A 17377-nucleotide genomic window follows, 5' to 3' on the forward strand; every position below is an offset into this window, starting at 1 on the left:
TACGGTTCCCTTCCGTCACCAGTCTGACGACGAGCGACGATATCAATGTTCTCCGGTGGCGAGAAGGTCGTTTTCGCTTTCATGGAGCGGGAGTTGCGGGTGCCGTCAGCCGTCCCTGGCCCATGTGGTCGAGGGCCGCGTCGGCCGCCGTCAGCACGGTGCCCGTCGGGGCGCCGGCCGACTCGGCGAGGTCGGCCAGCAGCCTCACGTCCTTACGGAGCAGCGGTCCGGCGCGTTCAGCGAGACGGTCGAGCGTGCCGCCTGCGGCCTTCACGCGGTCGAGCGCGAAGCTCGATCCGCTGCCGTGCAGGACGACTTCGGCGAGGGCGCCTCGGTCGATGCCGAACTCCGGTGCCAGGGACAGTGTGTCGGCCGCGGTCGCCAAGTTGGCAGTGAACAACAGGTTGTTGAGGAGTTTGGCGATCTGTCCCGAGCCGAGCGGACCCATGTGGACGACCGGATCGCCGAACGTCTCGAACACCTTGCGGCAGTAGGCGACCGTGCCCGACTCACCGCCCGCCATCACTAGCAGGCGCCCCTCGGCAGCGGCGCTTCCGCCGCCGCTGACGGGTGCGTCGACCACGGAGACGCCGTGCACCTGGGCGCGCTCGGCGAGCCGTCGGCAGGTGTCGGGGTGGACGGTGCTGTGCACGGCGATCACCCCGCCCCGGCGCAGACCCCTCAGCACGCCGTGCTCGCCCGTGACGACCTGTTCGACATCGGCGTCGTCGACGACGCAGACGCACACCAGGTCGCTGGCGGCGGCGAGTTCGATGGGAGAGGTGGCCCGCTGCGCGGCCGTGTCGGCGAACGCGGCGAGTGTGGCGGGGCGGCGTGCCCAGAGTGTGGTGGCGAAGCCCGCCTCGACGATCCGGCGTGCCATGGGTGCGCCCTGACTGCCCAGCCCGATGAATCCGACGCGCATCAGCGGGCCTCCTGGTCGACCGAATCGGGGGTGTTCTCGTTCTCGGGCGCCGGTTCGGCCACGGAACCCTGAGGCTCGGCACCCGCTCCGGGCTCGGCGTGAACCTCAGGCTCGCTGCCGGCTTCGGGCTCGACCTCGGGCTCGGCGGCAGCCTTGCGCTCCGGTCGCCAGAACGTGCCCAGCAGTCCCCCGGTGGCCACCACGGCCGCGCCCAGCGCGATGCCACCGCCGGTCCAGCCGGTCAGATCGATGCCGGCCCCGTGGTCGACGGACCAGCGGCCGGGGCCCAGTACCGCGAGGGCCAGGGCTGCGACGGCGAGCGTGAGGACGTACTCGTAGCCGTCCTTGAAGACGAAGAAGCCGTTGGGCCGGTGGGCGAGCAGCCCCGCGACCAGCATCACCGAGATCACGGCGGCGCAGGCCAGCGGAGTGAGCAGGCCCAGGATGAGCAGAACGCCCGCGCCGACCTCGGTGAGCACGCTCATCCAGGCCTGCAACACGCCCTGTTTCAGGCCGAGTCCGGTGAACCAGCGGGCGGTGCCCTCGATACGGCCGCCACCTCGCCAGTGATTCAGCCCGTGCATGATCATGATCAGCCCTACGACCACGCGCACGAGCAGCAGTACGGCGACATCGGCGTCGCTCATCCGGCCCTCCTCGGGAGTCGGTCGATCCCACCGCTTTCACAGCCGCCTGCCTCGTATCCGACGGCCCCGTATCCGCCGTTCCCGGATCCGACAACGCACTCCTCGACGAACGAGAGGATCTTCAGGTGGTATCCGGTCGCGGTGTGCCCGATGCTCAAGTTGTGGCCGCTGTCGGCCTGTTCCTCGGTGACGACTCGCGGGGAGTCGGTGAACAGGCTCGCGATGTCGGCCATGGCCTCGGGCCCGGAACTCCACACGCGTTCATGGTCGCCGAGTGTGTAGTGGACGGGAATCCGTACGCGGGCGGCGACTTCGGCGAACTCCAGCGGCCAGCGGCGGGCCACGGTGGATTCGTAGGGCGGGCCCGGTGACTGGATAGGGGCGGCGCCGATCACCTCGTCCGGGTACAGGCGGGCCGGCTCCCAGAGCAGGGTGCGCAGGCCGGGTCCGGACCGTCGCGGTACGGCCGGGTCGCGCTGCCGGAAGTCGAGGATCTCTACGGCGCCGGGCGCGTGGTGGCGTCCGGTACCGGCGATCTCCAGGCCGAGAAGGTCGTTCCGGCGTTCGTCGCCCGCCATGTGCACACCCAGGGCGCAGCCGATCGAGTGGGCCCAGAGGAACAGTCCCGCCCCGCGTGGACGCGAGGCCAGCAGCCGGTCCACCGCCGCGTAGGCGAGATCGACGCGGCGGCCGGGGGAAGCCATGGTCTCGCCGTGCGGAGCCGAACTGCCGTATCCCGGGCGGTCGATGGCGACGACGGTGAAGCCCAGTGCCGCCGCGGTGCGCAGGAGGGACAGCCGAGGTTGGTCCGGATAGTCGAAGTAGCTCGACGTGACCGCTCCCCCGTGCAGCGCGACGACGACCGCGCGCGGTTCGGGGACCTCGCACACGAGTGCCGACATCGGGATGCCGTCGACGTCGACGACGCGCGAAACGACCTCCGTGGTACGGGAGTTCATCCGTCCGCCCGGAAGAGGATCACGCCGCTCGGGGTGAGTCCGCCGCTGCTCGCCACCGCGACCCGCGCGCCAGGGATCTGCCGCGGCCCGGCCGTGCCGCGCAGTTGGGTGATCGCCTCGTGGACGAGTCCCATGCCGTGGGTGCGGCCGTGGGAGAGCTGTCCGCCGTGGGTGTTCAGGGGCAGTACGCCGTCCCGTGCGATGTTCTTGCCTCCGTCCAGGAAGTCCTTGGCTTCACCGATGCCGCAGAACCCCAACCCCTCAAGCCAGGAGAGGCAGTTGAAGGTGAAGCCGTCGTACAGCTCGGCCACGTCGACGTCTTCGGGGCGCAGTGCGGTGCGGGACCACAAGTGGGCTGACTGGCCGAGGACTTGGGGTTCGTGGGTGAGCGTGCTCTGGTCCCATTCGAGCCGTTCCAGGATCTGGGTGCCAACTGCCTCGACGAAGACGGGTGGTTGGGCGAGATCGCGTGCCGTGTCCACAGCCGACACGATCACGGCGACCGCTCCGTCGCAGGGCACGTCACAGTCGTAGAGGCCGAAGGGAGTGGTGATCGGGCGGGCGCCCAGATAGTCGTCCATCGTCATCGGGTCGCGGTAGACCGCGGTGGGGTTGAGTGCCGCGTTGGCCCGCTGGTTGAGGGCGATCCAGCCCAGGGTCTCGCGGGTGGTGCCGTAGCGGTGGAAGTGGCGTTGGGCGTTCTGGGCGAGGGTGTGGGCGGCCGAGATCGCTCCGAACGGCTTCATCCAGCCGTCCAGTTGGCGCTGTGGGGCCTGCGCGATCCGGCCGCGGCGCACGAGGTCGCCGTAGGACGCCTCCCAGACCGTGCGGAAGCACAGGACATGGCGGGCCAGGCCGCCCGCGACGGCGAGCATCGCGGAGATGAGGGAGCCGCAGGGGCCGAAGGTCTCGCTGCCGCCGTTGTACCAGGTCGGTTCCAGGCCGAGGGCCGACTCCAGGGCGGTGACGCCTCCCTCGCCGAAGCCGCCGTACGCGGCACCGGCACCCGGGTAGGTGGCCAGGCCGTCGATGTCGGCGATCGTCAGACCGGCGTCGGCGATGGCGCGTTCGCAGGCCTGGACGGTCAGGGACACCGGGGGGACCAGGAGGCGGCGGCCGATCTCGGACATGCCGATGCCGGTGATCGCGACCTTGTCCTCGAACTTCTCCGTGGTCACCATCGGCCGTACGCGGCGGGCGAGTTGGTGGGTCTCGACCTCGGCGAGCGGCAGCGGGTCGGTGGCCGGGTGGTCGCGGGCGGGGCGGAACAGGGGCAGCCAGGCGTCCTCGACCGGTTCGAAGACGACCTCCATCCGCATGCCCAACTCCAGCTCGTCCGGGGTGCATTGGACGGCGTTGGTGGTGAGCCGGACTCGGGGGTCCTCCTCCAGGGCGACCTGGGCCACGACGTAGGGCGCGGGGAGGCCGGGCAGGGCGAAGCGGTGGTTGACGGTGAAGCCGATCAGCGTCGCGTGGCCGGAGACGGTCCGGACGCCGATGTCGTGCCCGTGGCAGTACCGGCAGACCGGCTGCGGCGGGTGGATGAGGGCCGCGCAGGACCCGCACTCCGCCAGCCGCAGCCGGCCGTCCGCACCGGAGGTCCAGAAGAACGCGTTCTCCTCCGTGATCACCGGCCCGGGTCGCTGATGGTCCGTCATGTGTCGATCCGCGCCTTGGACTTGCGGACGGTGACGGGTTCGGCGAGGCGCTGTTCGTCGCAGATCTTCTGCAGTTCGGCGAGGGTCTCGTCGAGTCCGGCGCCGAGGCGCTCGCCGGGGGTGAAGGTGGCCGGGACGTGGCGCATGCCCTGGATGACGCCGATGGTCTCGTAGTGCACGGCGCCTTCGGGGTCGCACGCGTAGTCGGGCATGCGGTCGAGTACGGCCGTGACCATCCGCTTGAACACCGTGCGGGCCACGTTGGAGCCGATGCAGCGGTGGATGCCGAGGCCGAAGCTGCTGTGCCGGTTGCCCTTGCGTTCCATGTCGATCGTGTCCGGGTCGGGGAAGACCGACGGGTCGCGGTTGGCCATCGCCCAGGAGAGCCAGAGGCGTTCGCCCTCCTTGAATTCGGTGCCGGCGATCTCGCAGTCGGCGGAGAAGGTGCGTCCGTCGCCGGGGGCCGGGGTGTAGAAGCGCAGGAACTCCTCGGTGGCGGAGTCCAGCAGGGTCTTCCGGTCGCGGCTGAGGCGGGTGCGTTCCTCCGGGTTCTGCGAGAGCCATTCGAGGGCGTGGGCGGTGAGTGCGGTGGTGGTGTCGAAGCCGCCGCCGATCAACAGGGCCAGGACGCCGAGGAGTTCGCCGTCGTCGGGGTTGCGGCCGTTGAGGTCGGCGCGGACCAGCGCGTCCACGAGGCCCGGGCGGGGCGCTGTGCGGATCTCCGCGAGCTGGCCCATGAGGTCCATGCCCATTTTGCGGCTGAGGTCCAACACCCTGGGCATGTCGGGTGAGTTGGGGGGTGTGTAGACGGAGGCGTGGGCCGGTTCGTTGTAGATGGTCCAGCGTTCCAGCGGGATGCCCATCATCGCGAGCGTGAGTACGGCCGGGACGATGTTGGCGAGGTCGTCGACGAAGTCGATGCGGCCCGACTCGATCTTCTCGTCGATACTGGCGCGCACGATCTCGTCGACGAACGGGATCCAGCGCTGGATGGCCGCCGGTGACAGATACGGGTTGAGGGTCTGCCGGTAGTAGCGCTGGTCCGGCGGGTCCATCTCCAGGAAGCCGCCCTGCGCCTCCCGGGCGCGGGGCGGCGGGGGGATGGAGATGCCCTTGTAGCCGCGCCGTTCCCCTTTCACGTCATGGTCGTTGGAGAGGAACTCGGCGGACCTCGCGAGCTCGAAGACCTCACGGTTGCCGCTGGCGACCCAGTGGCCGCCATGGGCCTCAGTCCAGGCGATCGGGCACTGCCCGTGCAGTTCGTGGGTGATGTCCTCGAACCGGTCGCGATAGTCGGGTGTGTGCCGGTCGAAGTGCACTTGGGGGTGCTTGCGGCCGGCGTCGTCGTCGACGGCCGCGTCTTCCGTGGTCATGCGGAGTCCTCTCCTGCTCGGTGGATGAGGTGGGGGTCAGGAGATGAGGGAGATCGCCCGCTCGGGACAGGACAGGACCGCCTCGCGGACGGCCGCCTCCTGGTCGGCGGGGACCTCTTCCTCGACGACCGAGGAGTGCCCGTCGATCTCGCTGAGTTCGAAGGTGTCCGGAGCGCGCATCGCGCAGAGCGTGTGGCCCTGGCAGCGCTCCGGGTCGACTCGTACCTTCACGGTCCTTCCTTCCTGCCGCGCTGAATGGGTGGGGTGCTGGATGACGGTCCTGGTGAACGGGCGCCCTGGCGTGGCTACTTGAGGTCGGCCATCGACTTTCCGACGTCCGCCAGCGTCGGCGGCTTGCCGTAGTTGCCCTTGTACTTGTAGACGGGCGCGTCGCAGCGGTAGGCGCCGTCGGTGGGCTTGAAGTCGGCGGGGACCCAGCCGCTGGTGGTGGCCTTCTCGACGTTGAAGCACTTCACGGGCTCGTCGGGCTTGGTCAGGTTCACCGGGGCCTGGAGGCCTCCCCCGGTCCACTCGGTCTGCTTCTTGGCGTTCGCCAGGACACAACTCCGGGTCAGTTCCGCGCAGTCACGGGCTGAGGTGGCGAACAGCAGCCAGGTGGAGAAGGCGTGCACGGCGGGCAGGGTGATCTGCGCGTCGGGCGCGTACTTCTTGAACAGGGCGACCATTTCCTTGGTGGCCGGGTTGTCGTCCGCCTTCTCCAGCGGGTAAGTCCCGTCGATGCTCGCGAAGTTGGTCTGGGAGCTCAGCGCGGTGTCGGCCAGCTTGAGGAACGCGGGACCGTAGGCGTTGTTGTTGGCGTCGACCCAGTCGAGCTTGTAGTCGATGTTGGTGAGCGCCTGCTCCAGCTTCGCGAGCTGGGTGAAGTCGCCAAGGAAGACCAGGCCCTTGACCTTCTTCGTCTTGATGGACTGGGCGTACGGCGTCCAGTCGGAGACGCCCTGTGCGGGGTAGAGGTCGGAGTAGGTGACCTTGCCGCCCATCGCCGTGAGGACTTCCTTGTCCTGGGCGGCGATGACCTTGGTGACGGGCACGTCCCCGGTGATGATGCCGACGCCGCTCGCCGACGACGGGTACGCCTCCTTCAACAGCCAGGAGTAGTAGCCGGCGTAGGGTGCGTAGCCGGACGAGGCACCCTGCGTCATCACCTGGAGATCGGCGCCGACCTCGGAGGTGACCTGTGCGGGGAACTCGGGGAGCAGGCACTTCAGCCGGGTCTTGACGCCGAGGCCGTCGAGGGCGGCGCCGCCGCCGACCTCGAAGAAGTCGGTGCGGCAGGCGGAGATCATCTGCTGGTTGACCTGCATGAGTTGGGCGTCGTGCGTCACGGGCGTGATCTTGCGTCCGTTGATGCCGCCGGCGGCGTTGCACCAGGAGGTGAAGACCTTCGCCGCGTTCTCGAACTCCGGGTTCTTGGTGAACCCGACGTCGGAGAAGACGCCGACCTTGATCTCGGAGCTGGTGACGCCCTGGCTGGTGACGGTCTTGGCCGTCCCCTTCCCGCACACGGACTTCAGCGTGCCGAAGTCCGCGGTGGCGGTGTCGGCGGCTCCGGTGGTGGAAGGGCTGCTGGTGTCCGCGGACTTGGTGCGGCCGGAGCATCCGGCCGCGGCCGCGAGGGCCAGGACGAGCGCGGGGATGAGCAAGCGTCTCATCGGTTCTCCTCGTTGAGAATGAGTCCCGCTGTCGGGTGGAATCAGGTGACCGCGCCCGCCGCCTTCAGCGCGATGATGCGGTCCCAGTCCAGGCCCAGTTCGAGGAGGATCTCCTCGGTCTGGGCGGCGAACTCGGGCGCGGGCCCGAGTTGTGGGGCGTGCACGTCGAACTGCACGGGGCTGGCGACCAGTTCGAGCTCCCCTGCCCGCAGCAGGTACTCGTTGGCTCTGATCTGCGGGTCGTCGCCCACTTGCAGGGAGTCCTGGACCGGGGCCCACGGCCCAACCAGGGTGGCGAAGCGCCTGCTCCACTCCGCGAGGGTGCGGGTGGCGATGACCTCGCGCAGGATCTTGACGGCCTCGGCGGTGTTGGAAATGAGGTTCTCGGCCGTGTCGAAGCGGGGGTCGTCGGCGAGTTCGGGGCGGTCGATGTGCCGGCACACATCGGCCCAGAACTTGCCGGGCTGCATCATGACGAACGCCAGATGGTGGCCGTCGGACGTCTCGTACAGCCCGGACAGCGGATTGGTGACGGAGCCGTGGGTGCCGACGGGCGGCGGGATCCAGGGCTTGCCGAGGTGCAGGGAGAGCGCGGTGGCGTGGCCCATCGCCCACAGTCCGCTGCCGAGCAGGGAGACGTCCACGACCGACGGTTCGCCGGTGCGCTCGCGTTTCAGGAGCGCGGCCGCGATGCCGCCGGCGAGGTTGGTGCCGGAGATGGTGTCGCCGTAGGCCGGGGCGGGCGGGTTGATGATGCCGTCGGTGCCTTCGGGGGTGATGCTCGCGGCGGTGCCGGCGCGGGCCCAGAACGCCGTCATGTCGTAGCCACCCTTTCCCGCCTCCGCTCCCCTCGGGCCGAAGGCGCTGCCCCGGGCGTAGATGATGCGGGGATTGACGCTACGGATGTCGTCGACGTCGATGCCGAACCGCTCCCGGTGACCGGGAAGGAAGCTGGTCAGGAACACGTCCGCGCGCCGGGCGAGGTCGTAGAGAACGTCCTTCCCCTCGGGGCGGGAGATGTCGAGGCCGAGGCTGCGCTTGCCGCGGTTGGCGTGTTCGACGTTGGGGTTGGGGTCACCCTCGACGCGCATCGTGCCGGTCTGCCGGAGACCGCGTTGCGGGTCGCCGGTAACGGCGTGCTCGACTTTGATGACGTCCGCTCCCCAGTCGGAGAGGACGGCTCCCGCCGAGGGGACGAAGCCGTACATGGCGACTTCGAGGACGCGGATGCCTTCGAGCGGCATCATGACCGGACCACGACCGCGAACGCCTTGTACTCCAGGAACTCCTCAAGCCCGGCGACGCCGCTCTCCCGGCCGATGCCGGACTGCTTGTAGCCGCCGAACGGCACGTCGGCGGCGAAGTAGTTGCCGCCGTTGATGCTGAAGGTGCCGGTGCGGATGCGGCGGGCCAGCGCGATGGCCCGTTCGTCGTCGGCGCTCTGGATGCCGCCGGAGAGACCGAAGATGGAGTTGTTGGCGATCTTGACGGCGTCGTCATCGTCGTCGTAGGGGATCACCACGAGGACCGGGCCGAAGACCTCGTCCTGGGCGATCTCGCTGTCCGGGTCGACGTTGCTGAGGAGGGTCGGCTTGTAGAAGAACCCGGGATCGATCTTCTCACCGCCGGTAACGAGGTTCGCGCCTGCCGCTACGGCCCTCTCGACCATGCCGTCGACCTTCTCGCGCTGGCGCTCACTGATGAGCGGGCCCGCGAAGGTCTTGGGGTCGGCCGGGTCGCCGAGCGGGATACGGCCGAGCCCCGCCGCCACCATCGCGACGATCTCGTCGTGGTGCTCCCGGGGCACGAGCAGCCGGGAGGTCAGTGCACACCCCTGCCCGGAGTGGGAGCAGATCGTGCCGGCCGCGAACATGGCGGCGGTGGCGAAGTCGGCGTCGTCGAGGACGATCATGGCGGACTTGCCGCCGAGTTCCAGGAAGACCTTCTTCACCGTGCGGCTCGCGGCCTCCATGATGCGGCGGCCGGTCGCGGTGGACCCGGTGAAGGTGATCATGTCGACGTCGGGGTGCGTGGTGAGCGTCTCGCCGACGTCGGCGCCGGAGGAGGTCAGGACGTTGACCACGCCGGGCGGTATGTCCGTGTGCTCGGCGATGAGTTGACCCAGGAACAGGGTCGTCAGCGGGGTGTCCGGGGCGCCCTTCAGGACCACCGTGCAGCCGGCCGCGAGCGCGGGGGCGAGCTTGGCCAGGGCGAGTTGGTTCGGGTAGTTGTAGGCGATGATCGCCGCGACGACCCCGGCGGCCTCCTTCTCCACCCAGCGCCGGTGCCGCTGGCCGCGGATCTCGGACTCGCCGAGATCCTCGGTCAGCGGGTACTTGCGCAGCAGGTCCGCGTAGTAGCGCACCAGCTTGACGGGGTCGTCGAGTTGGGGGCCGTAGGTGAGCATGCGGGGCGCGCCGACCTCGGCGATCGTGAGCTCGCGCAGCTCCTCGACGTGGTCGGTGAGCGCCTGGTGCAGCTGGTCGAGGCAGCGGATGCGCAGTTGCACGTCCGTCGACCAGTCGGTGGTGTCGAACGCCGTGCGCGCGGCGGCTACGGCGGCCTCGGCCTGGGCGGTCGTGGCGTCGGGGGCGTGGCCGTACACCTCGCCGGTCGCGGGGTTGAGGGAGGGGAACGTCCGCTCCCCGTCGACGAGTTGGCCGTCGATGAGCAGGCGGGTCACAGCCGTACCACCTGTCCGCCGTCGACGCTGATGGTCTGGCCGGTGAGCCAGCCGGCGTCGTCGGAGAGCAGGAACAGCACGGTCGGCGTGAGGTCGCCGGGGGTACCCATCCGTTTGATGGCCAGGGCCTGGGTCATCCGCTCCTGGAACTCGACCGGTACGACGGTGGCCGTGGCCTCGGTGTCGGTGGGGCCGGGGGCGATGCCGTTGACGCGGATGCCCCGGCCGCCGAGTTCGGCGGCGAGGGACGCGGTGAGGTGGTTGATGCCGATCTTGGCCAGGCCGTAGTAGCCGCTCGCCATGTAGGCGGCGGCGGAGGACTGGTTGACGATCGCGGCGCCCTCGGTCAGGTGCGGGACGACGGCCCGGGTGACGTAGAGGGCGCCCATCAGGTTCACCTGGATGAAGCGGTTGAGGTAGTCGAGGTCGACGGTGGTCAGGCCCTCGCGCCGCATGCTGTGGTAGATCGCGGCATTGTTGATCAGGTAGTCGATGCGGCCGAACTCGGCGACGGTGGCGGCGGCCAGCGCGTCGGCCGAGGCGGGGTCTCCGACGTCGACCTTGACGAAGAGCGCGGAGTCCAGTTCCTTGGCGACCCGCTGTCCCTGCTCCTCGTTGATGTCGGCGACCACGACCCGTGCTCCCTCGGCGGCCAGCGCCCGGGCGTAGTCCTCGCCGATTCCCTGTCCCGCTCCGGTGACGATCGCCACCTTGTCCTGGAACCGCATCCTGTTCTCCTCGCATGGATGGGCGGCTTGCTCCAATGAAGCGGAAACTACATTCTCCTTATACGCGAATCAACCATCCGGCAGCGAGAATGTCATCCTGGCGACTTGCTGACAGAGCCACGGACCGCGGCGAACAGCCCCCGCCTGCGCGGGACTTCCGGAAGTACCGGAGACGAGAATACGCTTCTCAGATCTGGAAGGGAGATTTTCATGATCGAGACGAAGGGGGTTCCGGCATGAGGACAGCCCTCGTCACAGGCGGCGGCTCCGGCATCGGACAAGCCATCGCGCAGCGCCTGGAGGCCGACGGTCTCCAGGTCGCCACCCTCGACCTCAATCCGTCCGACAGAGGCTTCTCCCGCAAGGCCGACGTCTCCGACCGGGCCCAGGTGGACGAGGCACTGGCCGAGATCCGGGAGCAGCTCGGCCCGGTCGCGGTGCTGGTCAACGCGGCGGGGATGGAGGGCTACAAGCGCTTCGCCAACCTGACCTTCGAGGCCTGGCAGCGGGTCATCGACGTCAACCTCAACGGCGTCTTCCACTGTGTGCAGGCGGTGTTGCCCGACATGGTGGAGGCCGGCTGGGGTCGGATCGTCAACATCTCCTCGTCCAGCGCGCAGTCCGGCCAGCAGTTCATGACGCACTACGTGGCCGCGAAGTCGGCGGTCAACGGGCTGACCAAGTCGCTGGCCCTGGAGCTGGGTCCGCAGGGGATCACCGTGAACGCGGTTCCGCCCGGCTTCATCGACACGCCCATGCTGCGCCGCTCGGAGGAGCGCCAACTGCTCGGCGGGACGGTCGAGGAGCACATCCAGCGCACTCCGGTACGGCGGGTCGGGCGCCCGGAGGACATCGCCGCGGCCTGCGCCTTCCTCGCGTCCGAGGAGGCCGGTTACATCACGGGCCAGATCCTGGGCGTGAACGGCGGGCGGAACACGTGAGCGGGGGCGGGACTCGCGGCGACGAGGCGGGCACCGAGCGGCACGACACTCCGGGCGGGACGGGCGCCGAGCACCGCGAGCACGCAAGTACCGCCGCCGGGAACGGCGTTCGCATCCCCCCGGTGCCGTACGACGACTGGGACCACGACCTGTTCTCGGTCATCAACCCCCACCGGAAGCTGCCCGAGGCCAACGTTCTCGGGATCTTCCAGCGGCATCCGGCGCTGGCCCGGGCGTTCCTGACGTTCAACATGCATCTCAACACCACGACCTTGCCGGTGCGGGTCCGTGAGCTGGCCGTGCTGCGCGTGGCCTGGCGGCGGGGCAGCAGGTACGAGTGGGCCAGTCATGTCCTGATCGGCCGGAAGGCCGGGGTGACCGAGGCCGAGATCGACGAAGTCCGCACGGGCGCCGATACGTTGCTCAACCGGGCGGTGGACGAGCTGGAGACGGACTCGGGCCTGTCGGACGCGACCTATGCGGCACTCGCCGCCGACCTGGACGAACACCAGCTGATGGACCTGGTGTTCACCATCGGCGCCTACACGATGCTCACGATGGCCCTCAACACCTTCGGCGTGGAACTCGACCCCGTGATCTCGGAAGAGAACTTCAGTTTCCCAAAACGAGAATGGTATTCTCACAAGCGAGAGGGGTGATCCCATGCCACACTTCGCCAAGCCCGAGGCCGGGAGCTGGACCGAGAACTACCCCGAGCTGGGCACCAGCCCGGTCAACTACGAGGACTCCATCGACCCCGCCTACTACGAGGCCGAAAAGGAAGCGATCTTCAAGAAGACCTGGCTGAACGTCGGCCGGGTCGAGCAAGTCCCCAAGGTCGGCAGCTACTTCACGAAGGAGCTGGCCGTCGCCGACACCTCACTGGTGATCGTGCGGGGCAAGGACAAGGAGATCCGTGCCTTCCACAACGTGTGCCGCCACCGCGGCAACAAGCTCGTGTGGAACGACTATCCGGGCGAGGAGGTCAAGGGCACCTGCCGCCAGTTCACCTGCAAGTACCACGCCTGGCGCTACAGCCTCGACGGCGATCTGACCTTCGTCCAGCAGGAGAAGGAGTTCTTCGACCTGGACAAGGCGGACTACGGCCTCAAGCTGGTCCGCTGCGAGGTCTGGGAGGGGTTCATCTTCGTCAACCTCGACCCCGAAGCCCAGCCGCTCAAGGAGTACTTGGGCGAGTTCGCCAAGGGCCTGGAGGGCTACCCCTTCCACGAGATGACCGAGGTCTTCACGTACAAGGCGGAGATCGGCAGCAACTGGAAGCTGTTCATCGACGCGTTCGCGGAGTTCTACCACGCGCCCGTCCTGCACATGAAGCAGGCCGTCAAGGACGAGGCCGACAAGCTCTTCAACGTCGGGTACGAGGCGCTGCACTACGAGATCCACCCCCCGCACTCGATGATCTCCTCCTGGGGAGGCATGTCCCCGCCCAAGGACCTGACCATCGTCAAGCCCATCGAACGCGCCCTGCGCAGCGGCCTGTTCGGCCCGTGGGAGGCGCCCGACATCGAGGGCCTGGACAATCTGCCGACGGGTCTCAACCCGGGCCGGCACCGCGCGTGGGGCAACGACTCGTTCGAGTTCTTCCCCAACATGACCCTGCTGATCTGGAAGCCCGGCTGGTACCTGACGTACCACTACTGGCCGACGGCGGTGGACAAGCACCTCTTCGAGGCCAACCTGTACTTCGTGCCCGCCAAGACGGCCCGCGAGCGCCTCAAGCAGGAGCTGGCGGCGGTGACGTTCAAGGAGTACGCGCTCCAGGACGGCAACACCCTCGAAGCCACCCAGACGATGCTCAAGAGCCGGGTCGTGACCGAATTCCCGCTCTGCGACCAGGAGTTGCTGCTCCGCCATCTGCACAAGACGGTCGCCGACTACGTCAAGGAGCACACCGATGCTGCCCAGTGAGTTCGCGGCTCTCGAACCGTTCGGCGAGTGGATCCTGGAGTCCGAGCGCGAGCGGTACAGCAAACGCCTGGCCAGCTCCATGGAGGAAATGCAGGCCTTCTACGACGCCGCGTTCCCGCTTCTGGAACAGGCCTCCGACCACCTCGACAAGTTCCCCCTCTCCGAACTCCCGGAGCAGGAGCGCAACTTGCTGCTCCTGATGTTCTCCCTGGTGAACGTGTCGTTCCCGGTCGAGGTCTGGAAGCAGGCCCGGGTGCCGGACAGCGGGGCCGCCTATATGGATCTCGTCGTCGAGCCGAAGGTCTGACCGGTCGTGCTCACGCTCAAAGCGGCGCGTGTACTGCACGTGGAGACGGGCGAGTTCGAGACGCCGGGGCTGGTCAGGGTCGACGGCGACCGCATCACGCACACCGGCGGCGCGGGCGAGGGTGACAGCGAGAGCGAGGTTCTCGATCTCGGCGACGTGACTCTCCTGCCTGGTCTCATGGACATGGAGGTCAACCTCCTGATGGGCGGCCGGGGAGAGACGCTCGCGTTCTCCCCCGTCCAGGACGATCCCCCGCTGCGGATGCTCCGCGCGGTGGGCAACGCCCGGCGGACCCTGCGCGCGGGGTTCACCACGGTCCGCAACCTCGGCCTGTTCGTGAAGACGGGCGGCTATCTGCTGGACGTCGCGCTGGCGAAGGCCATCGACGCCGGCTGGATCGACGGCCCGCGCATCGTGCCGGCCGGCCACGCCATCACCCCGACCGGCGGCCATCTCGACCCCACGATGTTCGCCGCGTACGCCCCCGGAATCATGCCTCTCTCCTTGGAAGAGGGCATTGCCAACGGTGTCGACGAGGTGCGCAAGGCCGTCCGTTACCAGATCAAGCACGGGGCACGGCTCATCAAGGTCTGCGCGTCCGGGGGCGTCATGTCCCACACCGGCACCCCCGGCGCGCAGCACTACTCTGACGAGGAACTGCGCGCCATCGTCGACGAGGCGCACCGGCGCGGCCTGAAGGTGGCGGCCCACACCCATGGGGCCGACGCCGTCCGGCACGCGGTGGAGGCGGGCATCGACTGCATCGAGCACGGCTTCCTGCTCGACGACGACACCATCGCGCTGATGGCGGAGAGGGGCACTTTCCTGGTGCCGACCACCGCTCTCATCGACGGGATGGACATGTCCCATGCCGCGCCGGAGCTGAAGGAGAAGGCCGCCGAGATCTTCCCCCGGGCGAAGACCGTGGTGGCCAGGGCCGGCAAGGCGGGTGTCCGGATGGCGCTGGGCACGGACGCGCCGGCGATTCCGCACGGCCGCGGCGCCCAGGAGCTGATCGCCCTGGTCGACCGCGGGATGACCCCCCTGGAGGCGCTCCAGGCGGCGACCGTCAACGCGGCGGAGCTGATCGACGCCGACGACCGGGGCCGTATCGCGGAAGGACTGCTCGCCGATCTGATCGCGGTGCCGGGCAATCCGCTGGAGGACGTCTCCGTAATGGCGGACGTGCGGTTCGTGATGAAGGGCGGGAAGGTGTTCCGCGACCAGCGCCGCTGATATCAACGCCCAGGCCAGCAGCGGGAGTTGATCACTCCGGCCCGTCGAGGGGTCGTAGCATCCGCAGGATCATGTCGACCGTGCGCTCGATCGGGCGGTTGCGGGCCGTGACCGTGGACAGCAGGGTGCGGGTCAGGACGGCGCCGAGGAGCATGTCGAAGACGTCGTCCGGGTCCACGGCGGGGTCGACGGTCCCGGTCGGCGCGGCGCGCAGGATGTCCTGGAACTGCGGTCGCGCCGACACGCGCAGCAGCATCTCCGGCGGCCGGGGCGTGGTCGACGTCTGGGAGTGCGCGAAGAGACCGGCCGCGGCGGCGCGGGCCGCTGGGGCGCCGAAGGCCGCCAAGTAGGCGCGGACGAACCGGCGGAGGTCCCGTCGCAGGTCCCCCGTGGGCCGGACGCTCAGTGGACTGAGCCCGGGGAACGTTGCCTCCTCGATCAGCTCGATCCGGGACGGCCAGCGGCGGTAGATGGCGGAGGCGTGCACACCGGAGTGCTCCGCCACCGCCTGGATCGTCGTGGCGTCGAAGCCGCGCTGGACGAGGAGTTCGCGCGTTGCCGCGAGGGCCCGTTCGTTGATGCTCGTGTCCCGTGGACGGCCCGGGGCGCGGCGCGGTTCTGCCATGCCGTGATTGTAATGACCGGACTGCGTACCGGCGTTGCCCTGTTCTCTCAATTATAGGAGACAGTCTTCTGTAATTCCCGCGGTGTGGCTACAGTCCGAAGGGGACGGACTTCGGAGTACGGAGGAGAGTCTGATGCGTGCTGCTGTACTGCGGGGCGGGACGGTCCAGGCGCGGACCGTCGACGATCCGGTCCCCGGACCGGGCCAACTCCTCGTCCGTTCCCTGGCGTGCGGGATCTGCGCGTCGGATCTGCACTTCATGGACCACCCGGAGGCGGGCGTCGACGACGACAGCGGGATGTCGACGTACGACCAGGACGTCGACATCGTGATGGGTCACGAGTACTGCGCCGAGGTCGTGGACTACGGCCCCGGCACCGAGCGCCGGATTCCGGTCGGCACCCGGGTGAGTTCCCTGCCCGTACTGGCGACCCCGGCCGGCCGCAGGATCATCGGCCAGAATCCCGAATCACCCGGCGGTTTCGGTGAGTTGTTCCTGCTGACCGAGGCCATCACCCGGGTCGTGGTGTCGGATCTGCCGAGCGAGGTCGTGTGTGTCGCCGACGCGATCTCGGTCGGCTGGTCCACGGCATCCCGCGCCCAACTGACGGCGAACGAAGCGCCGTTGGTCATCGGCTGCGGCGCGATCGCGCTGTCGGCGATCGGCCGGCTCAAGGGTCTCGGCGTCGCCCCGATCGTGGCCGCCGATCTCGTGGCGTCGCGTCGCGCGACCGCGCTGGCCATGGGCGCCGATGTGGTCGTCGATCCGGCCGAGGTCTCCCCGTACGAGGTGTGGCGCAACGCGGTTGGCAGCCGGTCGAGTTGTGTCGTGTTCGAGTGCGTGGGCGTCCCGGGGGTTCTCGACTCGATCATCAAGGGCTGCGAGCGCGGTACCCGGATCTTCTCCGTCGGCGGTCCGCCGGAGGGCGACCATCTGCACACCCTGACCGCGAAGCGGAAGGGCATCAACATCCAGTTCGGGGGCGGCCCGTCGATGGACCACTGGGACGAGGCGTTCCGGGCGGTCTGCTCCGGGAGCCTCGATGTCGGGCCGATGCTCGGCCACACCGTCGGGCTCGGCGGGGTACCGGCCGCGCTCGACGCAGCGCGGGACGCCGACGGGCCCGCCCGCATCATCGTCGTACCAGGGAGCTGAACGGCCATGAGCGAGACGGACGAACTTGCCCAACTGCGCGCCACCGTCGCGTTGTTGGCAGCGAAGGTGCGCGCCTTGGAGGACCAGGTCGAGATCACCCAGCTCGTCGCCCAGTACGGGCCCGCGGTCGACAGCGGTTCGGGAGAGGCCGCGGCGGCGCTCTGGACCGAGGACGGTGTTTTCGACGCGATCCCCCACCTGCGGATGGAGGGCCGGGACGGCATCGTCGGCATGGTCCACGGCGCCGGACACCAGAGTGTGATCCACAACGGCTGCGGTCACGTGCTGACCGCACCGCACGTCGTCGTGGACGGCGACCATGCGACCGGCCGCAGTCATGCGCTCCATTTGCGCTGGGACGCCGACGCGGGTCGGTTCTGGGTGTTCCAGGTCTCGGCCAACACCTGGCGCTGGGTGCGGACTTCGGAGGGCTGGCGCATCGCCGAGCGGGTCAACGCCAACCTCGACGGCACCGACGGGCCCCGCGCGATGCTGGCGCCCGTCGGCAACTCCACTGTCTTGGAGGAGAGTTGAGGA

Annotated in this window: 18 protein-coding genes; 7 read left to right on the forward strand and 11 right to left on the reverse strand. The window is 68.9% G+C overall.

What is annotated here, in order from left to right:
- Positions 1 to 79: 79 nt before the first annotated feature.
- From ACIBK4_RS12315 to ACIBK4_RS12360, 10 genes are all read right to left on the reverse strand, one after another.
- On the reverse strand, positions 80 to 925 hold the full coding sequence (locus ACIBK4_RS12315) for an NAD(P)-dependent oxidoreductase (RefSeq protein WP_398994580.1): 846 nt from the start codon (positions 923 to 925) through the stop codon (positions 80 to 82).
- The gene (locus tag ACIBK4_RS12320) at positions 925 to 1572 is read right to left on the reverse strand and encodes a DoxX family membrane protein (protein WP_398994581.1); all 648 of its coding nucleotides are present in this window, start codon (positions 1570 to 1572) and stop codon (positions 925 to 927) included. The genes ACIBK4_RS12315 and ACIBK4_RS12320 overlap by 1 nt, the downstream gene beginning before the upstream one ends.
- Entirely contained in the window at positions 1569 to 2531 is a 963-nt protein-coding gene (locus tag ACIBK4_RS12325) for an alpha/beta hydrolase (RefSeq protein WP_398994582.1), read from the reverse strand. The genes ACIBK4_RS12320 and ACIBK4_RS12325 overlap by 4 nt, the downstream gene beginning before the upstream one ends.
- Positions 2528 to 4189, reverse strand: coding sequence for a thiolase C-terminal domain-containing protein (locus tag ACIBK4_RS12330; RefSeq protein ID WP_398994583.1), 1662 nt, complete (start codon positions 4187 to 4189; stop codon positions 2528 to 2530). The genes ACIBK4_RS12325 and ACIBK4_RS12330 overlap by 4 nt, the downstream gene beginning before the upstream one ends.
- Complete coding sequence (locus ACIBK4_RS12335; protein ID WP_398994584.1) at positions 4186 to 5562, reverse strand: cytochrome P450; 1377 nt, start codon at positions 5560 to 5562, stop codon at positions 4186 to 4188. The genes ACIBK4_RS12330 and ACIBK4_RS12335 overlap by 4 nt, the downstream gene beginning before the upstream one ends.
- A 36-nt stretch (positions 5563 to 5598) precedes the next feature.
- Positions 5599 to 5793, reverse strand: a complete 195-nt coding sequence (locus ACIBK4_RS12340) for a ferredoxin (RefSeq protein WP_327406534.1) — start codon at positions 5791 to 5793, stop codon at positions 5599 to 5601.
- Between the two features lie 74 nt (positions 5794 to 5867).
- Positions 5868 to 7235: an ABC transporter substrate-binding protein gene (locus tag ACIBK4_RS12345; protein ID WP_398994585.1), complete on the reverse strand. Its 1368-nt coding sequence runs from the start codon at positions 7233 to 7235 to the stop codon at positions 5868 to 5870.
- 41 nt (positions 7236 to 7276) lie between these two features.
- On the reverse strand, positions 7277 to 8482 hold the full coding sequence (locus ACIBK4_RS12350) for a CaiB/BaiF CoA transferase family protein (RefSeq protein ID WP_398994586.1): 1206 nt from the start codon (positions 8480 to 8482) through the stop codon (positions 7277 to 7279).
- Positions 8479 to 9918, reverse strand: a complete 1440-nt coding sequence (locus ACIBK4_RS12355; RefSeq protein WP_398994587.1) for an aldehyde dehydrogenase family protein — start codon at positions 9916 to 9918, stop codon at positions 8479 to 8481. The genes ACIBK4_RS12350 and ACIBK4_RS12355 overlap by 4 nt, the downstream gene beginning before the upstream one ends.
- Positions 9915 to 10646: an SDR family oxidoreductase gene (locus ACIBK4_RS12360; RefSeq protein ID WP_262062210.1), complete on the reverse strand. Its 732-nt coding sequence runs from the start codon at positions 10644 to 10646 to the stop codon at positions 9915 to 9917. The genes ACIBK4_RS12355 and ACIBK4_RS12360 overlap by 4 nt, the downstream gene beginning before the upstream one ends.
- A gap of 236 nt (positions 10647 to 10882) precedes the next feature.
- On the opposite strand from ACIBK4_RS12360, the gene ACIBK4_RS12365 reads away from it, so the two are divergent.
- The 5 genes from ACIBK4_RS12365 to ACIBK4_RS12385 are packed head-to-tail and all read left to right on the forward strand — an operon-like array spanning position 10883 to position 15059.
- Positions 10883 to 11587 (forward strand): SDR family NAD(P)-dependent oxidoreductase, encoded by a 705-nt coding sequence (locus ACIBK4_RS12365; protein WP_398994588.1) that lies wholly within the window; start codon positions 10883 to 10885, stop codon positions 11585 to 11587.
- Positions 11584 to 12246 (forward strand): carboxymuconolactone decarboxylase family protein, encoded by a 663-nt coding sequence (locus tag ACIBK4_RS12370; RefSeq protein ID WP_398994589.1) that lies wholly within the window; start codon positions 11584 to 11586, stop codon positions 12244 to 12246. The genes ACIBK4_RS12365 and ACIBK4_RS12370 overlap by 4 nt, the downstream gene beginning before the upstream one ends.
- A gap of 4 nt (positions 12247 to 12250) precedes the next feature.
- Entirely contained in the window at positions 12251 to 13516 is a 1266-nt protein-coding gene (locus tag ACIBK4_RS12375) for an aromatic ring-hydroxylating dioxygenase subunit alpha (RefSeq protein ID WP_398994590.1), read from the forward strand.
- On the forward strand, positions 13503 to 13823 hold the full coding sequence (locus ACIBK4_RS12380; protein ID WP_398994591.1) for a hypothetical protein: 321 nt from the start codon (positions 13503 to 13505) through the stop codon (positions 13821 to 13823). The genes ACIBK4_RS12375 and ACIBK4_RS12380 overlap by 14 nt, the downstream gene beginning before the upstream one ends.
- Positions 13824 to 13829: 6 nt before the next feature.
- Positions 13830 to 15059: an amidohydrolase family protein gene (locus ACIBK4_RS12385; protein WP_398994592.1), complete on the forward strand. Its 1230-nt coding sequence runs from the start codon at positions 13830 to 13832 to the stop codon at positions 15057 to 15059.
- 31 nt (positions 15060 to 15090) lie between these two features.
- Here the strand turns inward: ACIBK4_RS12385 and ACIBK4_RS12390 are convergent, their stop codons facing one another.
- Entirely contained in the window at positions 15091 to 15684 is a 594-nt protein-coding gene (locus ACIBK4_RS12390) for a TetR/AcrR family transcriptional regulator (RefSeq protein ID WP_398994593.1), read from the reverse strand.
- Positions 15685 to 15817: 133 nt separating this feature from the next.
- Here ACIBK4_RS12390 and ACIBK4_RS12395 point away from each other — a divergent pair, with 133 nt between their 5' ends.
- Positions 15818 to 16840 carry a zinc-binding dehydrogenase gene (locus tag ACIBK4_RS12395; protein WP_398994595.1) on the forward strand — a complete coding sequence of 341 codons (1023 nt, stop codon included), beginning with the start codon at positions 15818 to 15820 and terminating at the stop codon, positions 16838 to 16840.
- A gap of 6 nt (positions 16841 to 16846) precedes the next feature.
- Positions 16847 to 17374 (forward strand): nuclear transport factor 2 family protein, encoded by a 528-nt coding sequence (locus ACIBK4_RS12400; protein ID WP_398994596.1) that lies wholly within the window; start codon positions 16847 to 16849, stop codon positions 17372 to 17374.
- The last annotated feature ends 3 nt before the right edge of the window (positions 17375 to 17377 follow it).

It is taken from the genome of Streptomyces sp. NPDC050528 (assembly GCF_044457795.1).
Lineage (GTDB): Bacteria > Actinomycetota > Actinomycetes > Streptomycetales > Streptomycetaceae > Streptomyces.